This is a genomic window from Nocardia sp. bgisy134 (genome assembly GCF_965341865.1).
Taxonomy (GTDB): Bacteria; Actinomycetota; Actinomycetes; order Mycobacteriales; family Mycobacteriaceae; genus Nocardia.
In genome coordinates this window covers 96,416-113,981 of the sequence record NZ_CBDQZP010000012.1, presented here as the reverse complement: position 1 = coordinate 113,981, position 17,566 = coordinate 96,416, and the positions used below count along the sequence as shown (strand labels likewise).

Sequence of the window (17,566 nt, the reverse complement as noted above, 5' to 3'; positions counted from 1 at the left end):
CCGCCCGTCGCTCCTCGTCCATCCAGGGGTAGCGGGATCGGTTGGATCTCGGGTCACATCACCGTTAGAGGAAGTTAGTTCGTGCTAAACACTTTCGTCGAGACACTCGTCGCTCAGGCCGAGAACCGGCCGGGCGATGTGGTGTATCGATTTTTGGACAGCGGTGATGTCGACGGTGTCGTCCGCGCAATGTCGTACGCCGAGCTGGGTATCCGCGCGCGGGCCATCGGCGCCGCGCTCCAGGACTCGACGCCGCGGCGCGCGTTGTTGCTGTACCCGGCGGGACCGGAGTTCGCCGAGGCGTTCTTCGGGTGCCTGGCGGCAGGCGTTGTCGCCGTCCCCGCGCCGCTGCCCGAATGGGAGAACCGGTCGCTGCGCAGGCTGCGGCGGATGGTGGCGCACGCCGAGGTCGATGTGGTGCTGGCGCCGCGGCGGGTCGTCGCCGACGCGGCCGCGCTCTGCGCGGAGATTCCCGAACTGGCGGGCGTGCGATGGCTGGGAACCGACGAGATCGAGGGCGATCTCGCAACGCGGTGGCGGGAGCCGGATCTCGGCCCGGATTCGGTCGCGTTCATCCAGTACACCTCCGGCTCGACCAGCGCGCCGCGCGGCGTACTGCTCACCCACGGAAATCTGCTGCACAACCAGGCGGCGATCGCCACGGGACTCGGACACGACCGGGCGTTGGCCGAGTCGTGGGACGGGGCGCTGTTCGCCAGCTGGCTGCCGATGTACCACGACATGGGGCTCATCGCGCCGCTGCTGCACACGGTCTATCTCGGCGGGAATTCGGTGCTGATGTCGCCGCTGCACTTCCTGCAACGTCCGGAACGGTGGCTACAGGCGATCTCCACCTACCGCGCCCACACCAGCGGCGGCCCCAACTTCGCCTACGAGCTGTGTGTGCGCCGCGTCGCGCCGGAGCAGATCGATCGGCTCGACCTGAGCCGGTGGCGGGTGGCGTTCAACGGTTCCGAACCGGTGCGGGCCGCGACGGTGCGGCGGTTCACCGACACCTTCGGCAGGGCCGGGTTCCGCGCCGAAACGCACCAGCCGGTCTACGGGTTGGCCGAGGCCACCCTGATCGTGACCGCGCCCGCCACCGCCACGCCGCCGTCGTTCCTCGACGCCGCGAGCCGTGCCACCGACGGACACCCCACGCGCGCAACCGAGTTGGTCGGCGTCGGGCACGCATCCGAGGGGATCTCGATCGCGGTCGTCGACCCCGAGAGCGGCGCCGAACGCGCCGCCGGGGCGGAAGGCGAGATCTGGGTCGCAGGCGACAGCGTGGCCGCCGGATATTTCCGCGACGACCAGGCCACCGCCGAGGTGTTCGGGGCGCGGCTGCCCGGAGACGACCGTCGCTTCCTGCGCACCGGTGATCTGGGATTCCTCTCCGGCGGAGAGCTTTTCGTCACCGGCCGACGCAAGGATCTGCTGATCGTCGACGGCCGCAACCACTATCCGCAGGACATCGAGGAGACCGTCGAAGCGGCGCACGACGCCGTCCGTGCCGGATGCGTCGCCGCCTTCTCCGTGGACGTCGGGGTGGACGGGGAACAGCCTGTGGTGGTGGCCGAGGTGCGCGGCGAGGATCCCGGCGAGCAGGCCGCGATCGAGGGCTCCGTCCGCGCCGCGGTGGCGGCCGACCACGGGATCGGCCTCGCGGCGGTGCTGCTGATCCGGCCGGGAACCATCTTCAAGACCAGCAGCGGGAAGATTCAGCGTTCGGCGTGCCGGGCGGCCTATCTGTCCGGCGAATTGCTCGCGCTGCTCGCGGGCCCGGTGCGATCGCCGGAGGACGAGCTGGACGACTACGACGCGGAGCCCGAGACCGTGCGGCCGGAGACCGCCGAGCCCGCGGCGGGGTCCGCGGCGCAGCCCTCCGCGGAGGCGATCCGATCCTGGCTGGTGACGGCGATCGCCCGGCAGGCCGCGCTGGATCCGGAACGCATCGACGCGCATCGTCCGATGGTCGAATTCGGTTTGGGCTCGGCCGATCTGGTCGAGATGGTGGTCGACCTGTCGGATTTCGTCGGGCGCTTCCTCGACACCAACCTGCTGTTCGACCATCCCACGATCGACGGGGTGGCCACGGCACTGGCCCCCGACCCGTCGCACGATCCGGCTGCGGCGAGTGCCGCCGAGGCCGAGGCCGCTCCCGGCGACGACGCGGACGACGACGCGATCGCGATCCTCTCGATGTCCTGCCGTTTCCCGGGCGCCGCGGATTCGCCCGAGGCGCTGTGGCGGCTGTTGGACGGCAACGGTGACGCGCTCACCGAGGTGCCCGCGGGCCGCTGGGACATCGACGGACTGTACGACCCGGACATCTCCGCGCCCGGCAAGGCGTACACCTTCCGCGGCGGATACGTCGACGGCATCGACCGTTTCGACGCCGCGTTCTTCGGCATCGGCCCGCGCGAGGCCGCCGTGATGGATCCGCAGCAGCGCGTCATGTTGCAGCTCGGGTGGGAGGCGATCGAGCGGTCGGGTCGCGATCCGCGCACCCTCCACGGCAGCGCGACCGGCGTCTATCTCGGCGTGTACAGCACCGGCTATCTGGCCGACGTCGCGCCGGAACAGCTGAACGGCCAAGTCGGAACCGGACTCTCGCCGAGCGTCGCGTCCGGCCGGATCGCCTACACGCTAGGGCTGCACGGCCCGGCGGTCACCCTGGACACGGCCTGCTCCTCGTCGATCGTCGCGGTGCACCTGGCGATGCAGGCACTGCGCGCGGGGGAGTGCGACCTCGCCTTGGCGGGCGGCGCCACGCTGTTGATGTCGCCGACCGCCCACATCGAACTGAGCAGGCTCGGTGTGCTGTCGCCGACGGGCCGGTGTGCGCCGTTCTCCACCGACGCCGACGGCACGGTGTGGGCCGAGGGCGCCGGTCTGCTGCTGTTGAAGCGTCTCGGGGACGCCCGCCGCGACGGAGACCGGGTGCTCGCGGTCATTCGCGGTTCCGCCGTCAACCAGGACGGCCGCAGCCAGGGTCTGAGCGCGCCGAACGGCGCGGCCCAGGAACAGGTGCTGCGCTCGGCGCTGCGAGTCTCGGGTCTGGCGCCGCACGATATCGACTATGTCGAAGCGCACGGCACGGGGACGGCGCTCGGCGACCCGATCGAGGCGCGCGCCTTGGCGCGAGTGTTCGGACCCGGCCGCGATCCGCAGCGGCCGCTCGGCATCGGATCGCTGAAATCCAATGTGGGGCACACCCAGGCCGCCGCGGGCGTGGGCAGCATCGTCAAACTCGTGCTGGCGCTGCACCACGAACGCATCCCGGCCACACTGAATGTGGGAGTGCCGTCGCCGCAGGTCGATTGGGCGAGCAGCGGTCTGGCGGTGCAGGCCGAGCCGATGCCGTGGCGGCGCGGCGACCGGCCGCGCCGTGCCGGGGTGAGCGCCTTCGGGCTCAGCGGCACCAACGCGCACCTGATCCTCGAGGAGGCGCCACCCGAGCCCACGGCCGCGCCGGAGCCGGCGAGCGAGGACCGAAGGGTGGCGCTGCTGCCGATTTCGGCCCGCAGTCAGGCATCGCTGCACGGTCAGGCCGAACGGCTGCTCGATCTGGTGCTGGCCGAGCCGAGCTTGCGGCCGGGACCGGTCGCTCGCGCACTGGCATTGCAGCGCACCCAGTTCGAGCGTCGTGCCGTCGTGGTGGCGGGCGACCGGGACGAGATGGTCGGCGCGCTGGGCGATCTGGTGGACGGCCGGTCGTCGGCGAACGCCGTCGTCGGCTCCGGCCCGGTGCTCACCAACGCCAAGACCGCGTTCGTCTTCCCCGGACAGGGCACACAGTGGATCGGCATGGCGCGCGACATGCTCGCAGGCTCCGCGGAGTTCCGCGCCGAATTCGAACAGTGCGACAAGGCTTACGGCACACATATCGGCTGGTCGCTGGTGGACCGGCTGAACACCATGACTGCCGCCGACCTCGCCGACTTCCCCGTCGTGCAGCCGCTGCTGTTCGCGACCATGGCCGCGCTCGCGGCCACCTGGCGGGCCGCGGGCGTCACCCCGGACGCGGTCGTCGGCCACAGCCAGGGCGAGATCGCCGCCGCCTACTGCGCCGGTGTCATCGAATTGAGCGATGCCGCACGGATCGTCGTCACGCGCAGCCGCCTGATGCAGGGCATTACCGAACCGGGCGCGATGGCGATGATCGGCCTGCCCGAGGCCGAGGTGCGCGGGCGGCTGGCGGATGTCGACGGCCGGGTGTCGATCGCGGCGGTGAACGTGCCGCGTTCGACGATCGTGGCGGGCGAGCAGGCGGCGGTGGAGGAACTGCTCGCCGAGCTGGACCGCGCGGGAATCTACACCCGGCTCGGCGCGGCCGGTCCCGGATTCGCGGGGCACTGCGGGCTGATCGAGTCCATCCGCGATCCACTGACCGCCGCGCTGGCCGACCTTACCGCGGATTCGCCCGCCACGCAGTGGTATTCGACGGTCTCGGGCGAGCCGATGACGGCCGAACCGATCGAACCCGGCTACTGGTACCGGAACGCGCGGGAGACCGTGCGGTTCGCGGCCACGATCGAGCGCATGATCGCCGACGGGTTCCGCTACTTCGTCGAACTCGGCGTGCACCCCTCGCTGACCGCGGCCGTGCAGGCCGTGTCGGAGGAGCTCGGGCGCGAGGTGGTGGCCGTCGGTTCGCTGGTGCGTGACCAGGACGGACCCACCTGCCTGGCCAGGGCGCAGGCCGAACTGTACGTCGCGGGCCACGAACTCGACTGGACCCGGCTGGTTCCCGACCACGGGCGGGTCCACCTGCCCACCTATGCCTTCGACGAACGGCGCTTCTGGACCGACCCCGTCCACCGCGACTCCGGGTCGCTCGGGCTCCAGGATGTCGCCCATCCCATTCTGGGCGCCGGTGTGCCGCAGCCGGATTCGGACGGCCTCACGCTGACCGGACGGCTTTCGCGCACGCAGCAGCCGTGGGTGGTCGATCACGCCGGACCGAACGCGGTGCTCGTTCCCGGCGCGGCGCTGGTCGAACTGGCCGTTCGCGCCGGTGACGAGGTGGGCAGCCCGGTGCTGCGTGAGCTGGTGTTGCGCGCGCCGATGCTCGTGCCCGAGCGCGGAGCTTTGCAGATCCAGACAGTCGTCGGCGGCGCGGACGACCGAGACCGCCGTACCGTGCGCGTCTACGCCCGCGCCGAGCACGACCCGGACGCCCAGTGGACGCTCCACGCCGACGGGGCGCTGGCCGCGGAATCCGAACCTGTTCCCGCACAAGTCGATTTCTCGGCGTGGCCGCCCGCGGACGCGGTTCGCGTCGACGTCGACGACCTGTACGCGACGCTGTTCGCGCGCGGGCATCACTACGGTCCGCTGTTCCGGGCGATGCGAGCGGCGTGGCGACGCGATGACGACATCTTCGTCGAGGTCGAACTCGCCGAAGCCGCCCACGGCGATGCCGCGAGATTCGGCATCCATCCGGCGCTGCTGGACGCCGCGTTGCACGCCACCGCACTGTTCGCCGCCGACGGCGCGAATGCCCTGCTGCCTTTCGTGTGGACCGATGTCACGCTGTGGGCCTCCGCCGCCACCGCGCTGCGCGTCCGGCTCACCCGGTCGGGATCCGACGCCGTCAGCGTGTTCGCGACCGACCGCACCGGACAGCCCGTGGTGTCGGTGGGTTCGGTGCTGTCGCGGCCGGTGGCCGCCGCGCAGTGGGACGCCGCCGCGCTCGCGCCCGCGTACCGTCGGCTGTTCCGGATGGAGTGGTCGGAGCTCCCGCTGCCCGTCCCGGACCGGACGCTCACGGTGGGCGAGTGGAATCCCGCCGCCCGCGAGGTCCGCGATGTGATCGTGCTGCGGGCGTCCGAAGGCGATGCACCGAGCCAGGTGCACGACGCCGCCCAGCAGACCCTGGCCGCGCTCCAAACGCTGTTGGCCGACCATCGATTCGAGCGGTCGAGGCTGGTCGTGCGCACCCACCGAGCGGTGACGCTGCTCGGCGAGGACAGCCCGGACCCGGCGGGCGCGGTCGTGTGGGGACTGGTGCGCTCCGCGCAGTCGGAGAATCCCGGCCGGATCACGCTGATCGATGCGGCCGACGGTGACGTGGACGTCGTCGCGCTCCTCGCCGCGGAAGAACCGCAGCTCGCCGTGCGAAACGGAGTGGCATTCGCGCCGCGGCTGACTCGGCTGCCCGAGGCGGCATGGCGCGCGCCGGAAGGCCGGGTGTCGCTCGGGGACGGGGCCGTGCTCATCACCGGCGCGCCCGGCAGGCTCGGTTCCGCGCTGGCCCGGCACCTGGCCGACGCCTACGATGCCAGAGATCTGGTGCTGGTCAGCCGCCGCGGTATCGACGGCCCCGGTGGCGTCGCGCTGCGGGACGAGCTGGAAAGCCGCGGTGTGCGTGTGCGATTCGCGCGCTGCGACATCGCCGACCGGTCGGCGCTGGCGCGGTTGCTCGACGGGCTGCCGCTGGCCGGTGTGGTGCACGCGGCGTGCGTCCTGGACGACAGCACGTTCGGCGCGTTGACCGCCGAGCAGCTCGACGCCGTGCTACGGCCGAAAGTCGATGCGGCACACCATCTGCACGAGCTGACCGCCGACCGGGAGCTGTCCATGTTCGTGCTGTTCTCCGCTGCGGGCGGCCTGTTCGGCACGCCAGGCCAAGCCAATTACGCGGCGGCCAACGCCTATCTCGACGCGCTGGCGCTGCGTCGCCGCGCACGCGGACTCCCAGCCCAGTCGCTGGCCTGGGGCGCGTGGGAGGTCGACATGCACGACCAGATGGCGCAGGCCGACATCCGGCGGATCGCGCGCGCGGGCGTCCGCGCGTTCTCGGTGCCCGAGGGCATGGCCTGTTTCGACGCCGCCCTGCGAGTCGGTGACCCGCTGCTGGTGCCCTTGCTGCTCGACACCGGCGTGCTGCGCCGTGCGCCCGCGGTCCCGCCGCTACTGCGCGGGCTCGTGCGCCGCGCGCCCCGGCGGGCGGTGGCCGACCGCGCGACCGTCGACGCGGCGGCGGGTTCGCGCTTCGCCGAACGAGTGCGGGCCGTGCCGCGCGCCGAGGCCAGCGCGCTGGCCCTCGCCGCCCTCGTCGAGTGGACCGGGGAGGTGCTCGGCCACGCGGGCAGCGAAACGGTCGCGGCCGAGCAGACCTTCCAGAGCCTCGGTCTCGACTCCCTGATGGCGGTGGAACTGCGCAACAAGGTGCGCGAGCACACCGGAATCTCGGTGCCGCTCGGCACGATCCTCGCCGAGCAGAGTCTCGCCGACCTCGCCGATCATCTCGTCGGCGAGGTGGTGCGGCAGGCCGACGCCGGGGGCTCCGCCGCGGTCGCCGCCGAGGCTCCCGAGGTGGAGGTGCTGCCGGTCACCCGGGACATGATGCGCCTGCTGCGCACCGAGCAACTCGGCATCCCGAGCGCCGCGCAGACGGGCGGCGTCGCCGTGCGGCTGACCGCGCGGGTCACCAGGCCGCGGCTGGACGAGGCGCTGGCGCGGCTGGCCCGCAGGCATGCGGCGTTGCGCACCACCATCCGGTCGAGTGACGAGCACGGGCGGCAGCTGGAGATCCGTCGGGAGCCGGGCACATCGGCCGGTTGGCGCGACCTGAAACGGCTCGACGACACCGTGGTGCAGCAGCGTTTCGCGGAGCTGATGGCGCGGCCGTTCGATCTGGCGACGGGCCCGCTGTGGCGCTTCGAACTGCTGAACGCCGAATCCGGCGGTCAGGCACTGCTTTTCGGCGCGCACCACAGCATGAGCGATGTGCAGTCGATGCTGCTGGTCGCCGGTGAACTCGCCGCGGAACTGTCCGGCGCGGAGCTCGACGACGTCGTCACCAACCGTGACATGCATCAGCTGCTCGCCGCGCAGTCGAGCGGGCGCGACGACGCCGACGCCGAGAGTGCGAAAACGCGGTGGCGCGAGGCGTTCTCGGGCTCGCGCAGGCTCGACCTGACCATTGCGCATCCGCGTCCGGCCGCCCGCAGCTACGGCGCGGGGTCGGTGGCGCTCGACCTGCCCGCAGAATTGCACGACCGGGTCGCGGACCGCGCCCGCGACCTCGGCATCACCCCGGCCGCGGTGTTCCTCGGCGCGCTGACCATCCTGCTGGCCCGTCGTCAGCGGGTCGATCGGTTCGCGCTCGCGGTTCCGGTGGACACCCGCATGCACGCCGACGCGACTACCGCAGTCGGGTATTTCGGTGTGCCTGTGCCGTTCCCGGCGGCCGCGTCGGCCGGTGATCTCGTCGCCGACGTGCTGCGGCGCACCGGCGAGCGACTGCGGAATCTGCTCGCGCCCGGCGCGGGCTTCGCCGAGGTGCTCGCCGCGCTGGCCGCCGAGGGCCTCTACCGCGACAACGCGCCGATGATCGAGGTGTACTTCAACTACCTGCGCGCCAACTCCGCCGTCGCGCCGGCAGCGGTCGTTCCGGTGAGCACGGGCTACTCCGATCTGGACCTCATGGTCGCGGTGCTGCCCGATACCGGACAGGTGTGGTTCACCTACAACAGCGACATCATCGATGCGGGCGCCTGCGCCGAGTTCGGCGCCGAATACCTCGCGACGGTCGCCGCCGTCGTCGCCGACCCCGGGGCTTCGGCCCGACCGGAAACCGCTGGGCAGCAGCCGGTTCCCGGACTCCGCGCGGCGGTGGGCGCGACGTTCGCGCTCGGCAGGCTGCCCGAGCTGATGGCGGCGGCGTCGTCCGATGCCACGCCGATCACCGTCGCGGAGGCGCCCTACCATCATGTGCTGTCCTGCCTGCGCGACCCTTCGGGTGTGTTCGCGCAGCCGTCGACGGAATTGGGCATCGTGCTGCTGCGCGCGGCGGATCTGGAACGCTTCGGCGCGCTCGCCGACGACCAGCTCGCCGAGCTGGCCGCCGCGTTCCCCGCTGCCGTGCTCGAGGTGGCCGAACGCACGCACCGGCCGGTGATCGTGGGCATCCTGCCCTCGGCCCGCGCGGAGGAACGGTGGCTCGAATGGGAGCGGCTGGTCGCCGAACGCCTGCACGACAAGCCCGGCGTGGCGGTACTGGATGCGCAGGAGTGGACGCGCCGTCATCCGGTCGACCAGCCCTTCGACGATCGAACCGAGGTCCTGGCGCATCTGCCCTTCACGCCCGAATTCCAGGCGGCAGTGGCACTCACCGTCGTCGCGACCGCGGCCGACGCGACGGAGCCCGCGCCGAAGGTGATCGCCGTGGACGGCGACGACACCCTGTGGAGCGGAACGGCTGGCGAGATCGGTTCCGCCGCTGTGGCTTTCGACGAGCCACGCCGTGTGCTGGCGCGGCGGCTGCTGCACTGGCGCGACGCGGGAACGCTGCTGGTGCTGCTGACCAACAACGACGCCGATATCGTCGACGCGATCCTGGACCGGCCTGACAGCCCGCTGCGCCGTGAGCATTTCGCGGCCGTCTCCGCGGGGTGGGACGGCAAGCCGGAGCGGCTGGAGGAGGTCGCGAACACCCTGGGGCTCGGTCTCGACAGCTTCTGCTATCTCGACGACAACCCGGTCGAAGTGGCGCGTATGCGCGCGCGGCTGCCCGAGGTGCTGTCGGTGACATGTCCTCCCGGCGCGGAACTGGAGTCGTTCCTCACGCGGCTGTGGCCGGTGGTTCCGATCGCATCGACGGCCGAGGACCGCGCGCGGGCCGATTTCTACCGCCAGGATCGGGAGCGCGACAAGGCCCGCGCCACCGCGGAATTCGCCGCATTCCTCGCGGGGCTGAACCTCGAGGTCGCCATCGAGCCGCTGACCGAGGCCACCGCGGTGCGCGCCGAACAGCTCGTGCGGCGGACCAATCAGTTCACCCTCGCCACGGTCACTCACGAGGATCTCGACGGGTGGCGCGACGAGGGCGAGGTGTGGACGGCGACGGCGCGCGATCGCTTCGGCGACTACGGCCTGATCTCGGTGCTCGCGCTGCGGGCGGACGCGGACGTCCTCTGGATTCGCGGCTGGCAGCTCAGCTGCCGCGCCCTCGGCCGCGGCGTCGAGGAGCGGCTACTGAATTGGGTCGCCGATCGGGCCGACGCCCTCGGCTGCTCGACGGTGCGGATGTCGGTCGAGGGCTCGGGCCGCAACGAACCCGCCCGCCGACTGGCCACGCGGCTGGGCGGCAGAGCCTCGGAGGATGCGCGGCTGGAAGTCACCGCGACACCGGATCGTCTGCGGGAGTTCAGGTCCTGGGAAACCACGGCAGCCCATGGAGAAGAGGAGATGACTCGGTGACCGGTGCTGACGAACGGACGGCGGCCCGCAACCCGGCCGTCGACCGTCGCGTGCGCGGCGAAGCCCTCGAACGAGCCACCACCGGACTGGATGTCGCCGCCCTGCTGGCGCGCACGGGCGGCAACGGCGCTGCGCCGAGAGGCGAACCCCAGCACGGTGCGCGATCCATGGATGCCGAGGCAACCGGAGGAAACGGCGCGGCACAGCCGGACGAGTCCGGACCCGCCGCACCACCGAGGGACGCCGACGCTTTGGTCACGGCCGTGACCGCCGTGGCGAATCGGTTCACCGCGACGCCACTCGACGCCGACGCCGACTTCTTCGACGCGGGCGGCACCTCCCTCGCGGCGGTGGAATTCGTCGCGGCGCTGGCGCGCGAGCTGGATGTCCACCTGGATCTCGACACGGTGTTCTTCGACGCACGGCCCCGCAGGCTGGCGCAGCGCTGGCTGGCGGACCACCCGGAATCCGCACCGCCGCAGCCGAACGCGGAACCCGAGGCCGACACCGCCGACCTCGCACAGCTGTTCGCCGACCTCGTGGGCGCCGATCGGTTGCCGCTCGTCGCGGCGCCGGAACGGGTCGCACCGCGCCGCATCCTGCTGACCGGGGCCACTGGATTTCTGGGCAGTCATCTGCTGCTCGATCTCTTGCGCCACAGCCGAGCCCACGTGGTGTGCCTGGTCCGCGCCGACGACGACCACGACGCCACCCGACGGCTGGAAGACGCCGTCCGGCGCTTCGCGCTGCCGTGGTCGCGGGAGATACTGCGGCGCGTGACCCCGCTGGCGGGCGACCTGCGCAAGCCCCGGCTCGGTCTGTCCGACGAGCAATGGAAAACCCTCGCCGCGGACGTGGATTCCATCGTCAATGCCGGTGCCGCGGTGGACTTCCTGCGCGGCTACCCGTCGCTGCGCAGGACCAACGTGCTCGGCCCGCTGACCCTCGCGGAACTGGCCTGCACCGACCGGCCCAAACCGCTGCACCACATCTCGTCGCTGGCGGTGTTCAACGGAACGGACGCGGCCACCCTGGGTGAGGACGACCCGACCGCGCACGTCGCCGCGCTGCCCATCGGATACGACCGATCCAAATGGGCCGCCGAGGCCGCGTTGCGCCGCGCGGGCGAACACGGACTCGTGGTGACCATCCTTCGTCCCGGCGGCATCGGCAGCCACCCGGAGACCGGCGCACACAATCCGCGTGACCTCAACGCCGGAATCACCGCGGCGCTGATGCGATTTCGCACCGCGCCGGGCTTCCGGTACCTCAACGCCGCGCCGGTGGACTGGGTCAGCCGGGTGACCGCGGAGATCGTCGGCACGCCGAGCGCCTGGGGTCACACCTATCACCTCACGGGTGCGCCCACCTCGCTCGATCAGGTGGTCGCCGAAACCACGCTGGGCGGCATGGGTCTTCGCGTGCAGCACTGGGAGCAGTGGTGCGACGACGTGGTCCGCGCGATCCGCGAAGAACCGGTACCGGAACTGGAGTCGCTGGCGCAGGTTTTGCAAAGCCCCGTCGCCCGGCGTCAGCTGGCGGCGATGGTGACCGCGCCGCCCGCCTCGGCCACCCGGACCGAGGCGTTCGTCTCCGCCAACGGCCTGCCCGCGCCCGCGGCGTCCGGCCCGGCGGCCCGCAGCCGGATGCTCGCGGCCATGGCGGGCGTCGGCCCGCAGCCGGGTGACGAGCCCTATCTGCGATTCGACGAAACACTCGCCGGGACAGTCGGTCCGGTCGGCGAGACCGCCGACCTCCCGTGCGATCTGCGGCTGACACTGTCCGTCGCGAGCGGCGCGCAGGTGTTCACCGCACGCACGCTCGACGTCACCGGCGAGCTCACCTGCGCTCGGTTGCACGACGAGCCGCTCACCGTCGAAGGCACGGCGACCGTCCGGCCGCACGACGGGATTCCGCTGCGTCACGAGGTGCGGCATCCGCTCATGCACTACCGCCTGACCCTGCGTGATTCTTCCGGCGGCGCGTGGTGGCTGGAGGGATACAAGTTCGCCGCGGCGCGCAGGCGTTTCGTCCGGCAGCTCGGCACGCAGGTTCTCGAGATCGGCCGCGCCGGGGAACCCGCGTCGTACCGCGGCGAAGTCGCCGTGCCCATGCACACCTACTTGCCCGACCAGATCGACGGCATCCGGATCGATCCACGACTGCCCGAACGGCAGCGGCGCCTGGCGAAACTGCTGTGGCTCAGCTGGTTCGGCGGCCAGCTCGGCAAAGGGTTGATGGAACCGATGCTCCGGGTCGGAATCGACCTGCTGGATCTGCGCCGGGCCGCGCGTAAGGAGCACCGCCGATGAACCTGCGATCCACCGCGACGGAAACCGGTGCCGCGGAGACGATTTCCTTCCGCACGGCCGACGGCGTCGACCTCGGCCTGCGCCGTGTCGGTCCTGCGGACGGTCCCGCGGTGCTGCTGGTGCACGGGCACGGGGTGTCGTCGGAGATGTTCGCGCTCTCCGAGATCCGGAACGTCACCGATGTCCTGGCCGACGCCGGTTACCAGTCGTGGCTGCTCGACTGGCGCGGCAGTTGCCGCCTGCCGTACAACGAATCCGGCCCGCCCTACACCTTCGACGATGTCGCGCTCTACGACCTGCCCGCGGCGGTCGCGCAGATCAGGGCCCGAATCGGCGACCGTCCGCTGTTCGTCGTCGCGCACTGCATCGGTGCGCTGGCCCTCTCGCTGAGCATGACGGCCGGACTGCTGCCCGGACTCGCGGGCGTGGTCGCGCAGGGCGTTTTCCTCACGCCCAAGGTCAGCACGTCGGCGCGGCTGCGCGTGCTGCTCGGCAGTGAGCTGCTCGGCTCGCGGGTCGGCCACATCGAATCCGACTTCCGCAAGGTGGGGCTCTGGTCCCGGCGCACCTTGCTCTACGCCGCGCTGTCCCGCAAAGGCGACTGCCCCGACCCGACCTGCCGCATGGTGCAGCACGGCTGGGGGATGGGCGCCAAGCTGTTCGAGCACGACCATCTGGATTCGCGCACGCACGATCGGCTGGCCGAATTGTTCGGCGCGATACCGCTTTCGGTGTTGCCGCACCTGCGGCAGATGGAACTCGCGCACGCGGTGGTGCGGTGGAACGTCGACGACGAGCGCTACGCGGCGCTGCCGGAGAACGCGCTCGACCACGCCGATCGCATCGACTGCCCCGTGCTGCTGCTGTCCGGCAGCCGTAACGAGGCGTGGCTCGATTCCAACAAGCTGTGTTACGAGGTGCTTTCGGCGCGCAATCCGGGAACCGATGTCCGCTACACCGAGATTCCCTCCTACGGCCACCTCGACACGTTCATCGGGCGTGGCGCGGCGCTGGACGTGTTCGGGCACATCGTCGATTTCCTCGACGAGACGTCAGCTCGGTTGGCGTAGTGGCAGACCGGCGCTGCGGTAGATGGCATCGATGACGGACATGGTGGCGACGGCGTCGCCCGGCGCGGTGGCCACCGGCTCGCCGCGCAGCACCGCGGCGGCGAAGGCGTCGAGTTGATAGTCGTAGGAGGTCCGATGCGCGAAACGCCGCACCCGCCTGCCGCGCTCCGAGCGGACCGCGAGCAGATGTCCCAGATGCGGCAGCACCGGATTGATCAGCCGCATCCGGCCGCGGTCCCCGACGACGGTGGCGCCGACGCGCAGCACGTCGGCCGACCACATCGAGCACCGGATGTGGCCGGTGTGCCCGGAAGGGAAGCGCAGGTCGGCGGTCATCGCCCGGTCGATCCGGGATTCGCGCAGCTTCGCCCGCGCCGTGACCACTTCCGGGTCCTCCCCGCCCAGCACGCGGGCCATGTGCACGGCGTAGCAGCCCGCGTCCATCAGGGCGCCGCCCGCGAGGGCGTAGTCGTAGCGGATGTCGGAGAACTTCGGCAGCGGAAAGCACAGCGCGGCCTCCACGCGCCGCAGTGTTCCGAGTTCGCCGGACGCGATGATCTCCTCGGCGGCCGACATCAGCGGGTGATAGCGGTAGTGGAAGGCCTCCATCACGACGCGATCGGAATCGCTTGCCAGCGCGGCGATCTCACGCGCCTCGGCGGCGTTGGCCGTGAACGGCTTCTCGCACAGCACATGTTTTCCCGCCGCCACGGCGGCCCGGGTCCAGCGGCCGTGCAAGCCGTTCGGCAGCGGAATGTAGACCGCGTCGAGATCGGGCGCCTCGATCAGCGCCCGATAGCTGTCATAGATATGCGGAATACCGTGCTTGCGCGCGAATTGCTCCGCGCGCGACCGATCCCGCGCGGCCACCGCGGCGACGACGACCTCCGAGCTGCGCGCTGCCGGCGCGATCAGGGACGCGGGCGCGATGCGGGCCGCGCCGAGGATGCCGATGCGGAGCCCGGAGCGCAGGTGGTCGGTCACCAGCAGACATTAACATCGGCCGCACCGCGACCGGTCCGCCGCGACGGCCGGGCGAATTCCGAATGCGGACGAACGACAGCAGATCACGAGCGAAAGTCGAGAGTATGCGTATCGCATTGTTGACGGCGGGAACCCGGGGCGATCATCAGCCGTATCTGGCACTGGCGGACGAATTCCGTTCGCGCGGGCACGATGTCGAGATGACCGCCACCGAGAACTACGCCGACGTGGTGCGGCGGTCGGGCTTCGAGCCGCACGTCATCCCGTTCAACTCCGCGGAACTGCTGGAGTCGCCCGCCGCCAAACGCGCCCTGTCCTCCGGTAAGACGCTGCCGTTCGTCCGGATCATGCTGGACACGGTCAAGATCATGGCGGGCGAGCGCGGGGAACGGATGCACGAGGCGCTCAGCGGCGCGTGCGAGTCGGCGGATGTGATCGTCTCGTGCGCCTCGACCCTGCCCTGGGCGATGGAACGCGGGGAGAAGTACGGACAGACCGTGGTGGGCTGTCTGCCGTATCCGCTCGAGCGCACCACGGAGTTCCCGTCGTCGTTCATGGTCAAGCACATGATTTCGTCGCCGCGACTGCGGTTGGCCAGCTACTCGGGCTTCGAGATGGCCTACGGCCTGGCGTATCGCCGGGTGGATCGGCGGGTGCGCGCGATGATGGAGTTGCCGGGCAAGCCACGGAATCCGTTCCGGCGCATGCGCGAGGACGGTATTCCGCTGGTGCACATGGTGAGTCCGGTGCTGTTGCCGAAACCCGGCGACTGGCCGGACCGGTCGACCGTGGTCGGTGCGCCGATTCTGCCCGCCCGGCTGCGCGAGGCGTGGGGCGAGGCGGTGGTCGATCCGGCGTTGTCCGCGTGGCTCGACGAGGGCGAGCCGCCGATCTACTTCTGCATGACCGGGATGCCGATCCTCGATCCCACCGGATGCTGCGAGCTGATCGCCGCCGTCTGCCGCAGGCTGGGGGCCCGCGCCCTGGTGACCGTGCGCGGGGAGGGGTTTCCGCGCGGCATCGGGTACGACCGGCGATTGTTCGTGCTGGATTCCTTCGACTACGACCGCGTCCTGCCGCGGTGCCGCGCGGTCGTGCACCACGGCGGCAGCGGCAACACCCACGATGTGCTGCGCGCGGGCCTGCCCGCGGTGGTGATCGGCGTGCACAGCGACCAGTTCTTCTACGGCTGGCGCATTTCGGCGCTCGGCATCGGGGCCGATTTCCCGTATCCGTCGCTGACCGAGGACCGGCTGCACGACGCGCTGGTCCGGGCGTTGACACCCGAGGCGGGCAGGCGGGCGGCAGAACTCGGGCGCGCGGTCTCCGCCGAGAACGGGGTCCGCGCCACGGCGGACGCGGTGGAACGCCTGGTCGTCTCGGCATCGGCTTGAGCTGTGGGCGATTCCGTGCACGTCGCGATCTTCACCGACTTCCACCCGGCCACCCTGGGCGGCGTCCAAACCGCGATGCGGTCGCTCTGCGGCGGCCTGCGGCGGCTCGGCCATCGGGTGACCGTATTCTGCCCTCCCGCACCGGGTTCCGTGACATCGGACGCCGATACGGTGGTGCTCGCCGCGCTGCCGGTCGCGATGTCGAACGGGCTGCCGGTCGTCCTGCCGACCCGGGCCACTCGGCGCACGATCGATGCCGCTTTCGCCGAGCGCGGTCCGATCGACATCGTGCACGCGCTGACGACCTACGGCTGCGGTATCTCCGGCGCACGCGCCGCGCGCAGGCACGGCATTCCGGTCGTCCAGACCATGCAGAGCCGTGACGACACGGTCATCGCGCAGTATTCGCCCGCGCCGTATCTGTCCGCGTTGACCATGCGTTGGGTGCACGGTTGGTTCGTGCCGTTGCGCGGGCGACCGCCGTCCGTCGGTGACGGCCGGATCGCCCGGCTCGCCTGGCGTCCGCTGATCGCGCAGGCACAGGCGGCCGATCGGGTGATCGTGCCGACCCGGCACTTCGCCCGTCGCGTCGCCGCGCACGGCGTGGACCGGCCGATTCACGTGGTGTCCAACGGAATCGACGACGAACTGCTCGACCGCGTCCGCGGCGGGGACGACGAGGCGACGAACACGGAAACACCGCTGCGGGCCCTGTGGTGCGGTCGCCTGTCGCCGGAGAAGCGTCCGCTCGAGGCGATCGAGGTGGCGCGCCTGGTCGAGGACTGCACGCTGGACGTCTACGGCGGCGGCCCGCTGGCCGACCGGGCCCGCTCGGCGGTCACCGAGGCGGATCTCGGCGGACGTGTGCGTCTGCACGGCGAGGTCGGCCAGGCCGACTGCCTGCGCGCCATGCGCGATCACGACCTGCTGCTGCTCACCTCCGACTGCGATACCCAGGGCATGGTGCTGCTCGAGGCGATGGCGATGGGCCTGCCTGTTGTGTACTGCGATCCCGAACTCTCCGAAACCGTGCCCGCCGAGGGCGGCGTTCGCGCCCCCGATCGGTCGGTGGAATCGTTCGCCGCGGTGCTGAAAGACCTCGCGCGCAATCGAATCCGTCTCCAAGCCGTGCGCCGGACGCTCGCGGAGCACGCCGACGAGCCGCGCCAATCGCGGCACATCGCGGCGATCCTGTCGGTCTACGCCGAAGCGCTCGCCACACCGGATGCCAGCGGGAGAGTCGTCGGTTCTCCGCGATGCCTCGGGCGGAATCGATGACGGCCCGGACTCAGGCTCAGGACGCGAGGATCCTGGCCTTCTCGGCTTCGAACTCGGCGTCGGTCAGCACGCCCTGCGCGCGGAGCCCGGCGAGCTCTTTCAACGCGGTGATCCGTTCCGTGCTCGCGCTGCCGCCGGGGGCGGGCTGCGGTGCGGCGGGCGGTTCCGCATAGCGTGGGGGCGGGGCGTACTGCTCCTGTTCCTGCGCCGCCCAGCGCTCTCCCTGGCGTCGGGAAACGCGATTGGAGACGGCGGTCGCGGTTCCGGAGATGATAGCGGTGCGGGCGACGCCGCGCAGCAGTCCGGGCATGACAAT

At 71.2% G+C, this 17,566-nt stretch carries 7 protein-coding genes; 5 read left to right on the top strand and 2 right to left on the bottom strand.

Annotated elements, in window-relative coordinates; all coding sequences use genetic code 11:
- Positions 1–81: 81 nt before the first annotated feature.
- The 3 genes from ACRWNM_RS21755 to ACRWNM_RS21745 are packed head-to-tail and all read left to right on the top strand — an operon-like array spanning position 82 to position 13,594.
- Positions 82–10,212, top strand: a complete 10,131-nt coding sequence (locus ACRWNM_RS21755) for an HAD-IIIC family phosphatase (RefSeq protein WP_431969893.1) — start codon at positions 82–84, stop codon at positions 10,210–10,212.
- Positions 10,209–12,524, top strand: coding sequence for a thioester reductase domain-containing protein (locus ACRWNM_RS21750; RefSeq protein WP_431969892.1), 2,316 nt, complete (start codon positions 10,209–10,211; stop codon positions 12,522–12,524). The genes ACRWNM_RS21755 and ACRWNM_RS21750 overlap by 4 nt, the downstream gene beginning before the upstream one ends.
- Positions 12,521–13,594 carry an alpha/beta hydrolase gene (locus tag ACRWNM_RS21745; RefSeq protein ID WP_431969891.1) on the top strand — a complete coding sequence of 358 codons (1,074 nt, stop codon included), beginning with the start codon at positions 12,521–12,523 and terminating at the stop codon, positions 13,592–13,594. The genes ACRWNM_RS21750 and ACRWNM_RS21745 overlap by 4 nt, the downstream gene beginning before the upstream one ends.
- Here the strand turns inward: ACRWNM_RS21745 and ACRWNM_RS21740 are convergent.
- Entirely contained in the window at positions 13,577–14,578 is a 1,002-nt protein-coding gene (locus ACRWNM_RS21740; RefSeq protein ID WP_431969890.1) for a Gfo/Idh/MocA family protein, read from the bottom strand. The genes ACRWNM_RS21745 and ACRWNM_RS21740 overlap by 18 nt on opposite strands.
- Before the next feature lie 104 nt (positions 14,579–14,682).
- On the opposite strand from ACRWNM_RS21740, the gene ACRWNM_RS21735 reads away from it, so the two are divergent.
- Positions 14,683–15,972 (top strand): glycosyltransferase, encoded by a 1,290-nt coding sequence (locus tag ACRWNM_RS21735; RefSeq protein WP_431969889.1) that lies wholly within the window; start codon positions 14,683–14,685, stop codon positions 15,970–15,972.
- A gap of 3 nt (positions 15,973–15,975) precedes the next feature.
- The gene (locus ACRWNM_RS21730; RefSeq protein ID WP_431969888.1) at positions 15,976–17,250 is read left to right on the top strand and encodes a glycosyltransferase; all 1,275 of its coding nucleotides are present in this window, start codon (positions 15,976–15,978) and stop codon (positions 17,248–17,250) included.
- A gap of 16 nt (positions 17,251–17,266) precedes the next feature.
- Here the strand turns inward: ACRWNM_RS21730 and ACRWNM_RS21725 are convergent, their stop codons facing one another.
- Positions 17,267–17,560 carry an SHOCT domain-containing protein gene (locus ACRWNM_RS21725; RefSeq protein WP_431969887.1) on the bottom strand — a complete coding sequence of 98 codons (294 nt, stop codon included), beginning with the start codon at positions 17,558–17,560 and terminating at the stop codon, positions 17,267–17,269.
- Between the last annotated feature and the right edge of the window lie 6 nt (positions 17,561–17,566).

What these genes read in the sequence shown, in the direction of transcription:
- ACRWNM_RS21725 (WP_431969887.1), bottom strand. Translation starts at nt 17,560, where the DNA reads ATGCCCGGACTGCTGCGCGGCGTCGCCCGCACCGCTATCATCTCCGGA.
- ACRWNM_RS21745 (WP_431969891.1), top strand. Translation starts at nt 12,521, where the DNA reads ATGAACCTGCGATCCACCGCGACGGAAACCGGTGCCGCGGAGACGATT.
- ACRWNM_RS21735 (WP_431969889.1), top strand. Translation starts at nt 14,683, where the DNA reads ATGCGTATCGCATTGTTGACGGCGGGAACCCGGGGCGATCATCAGCCG.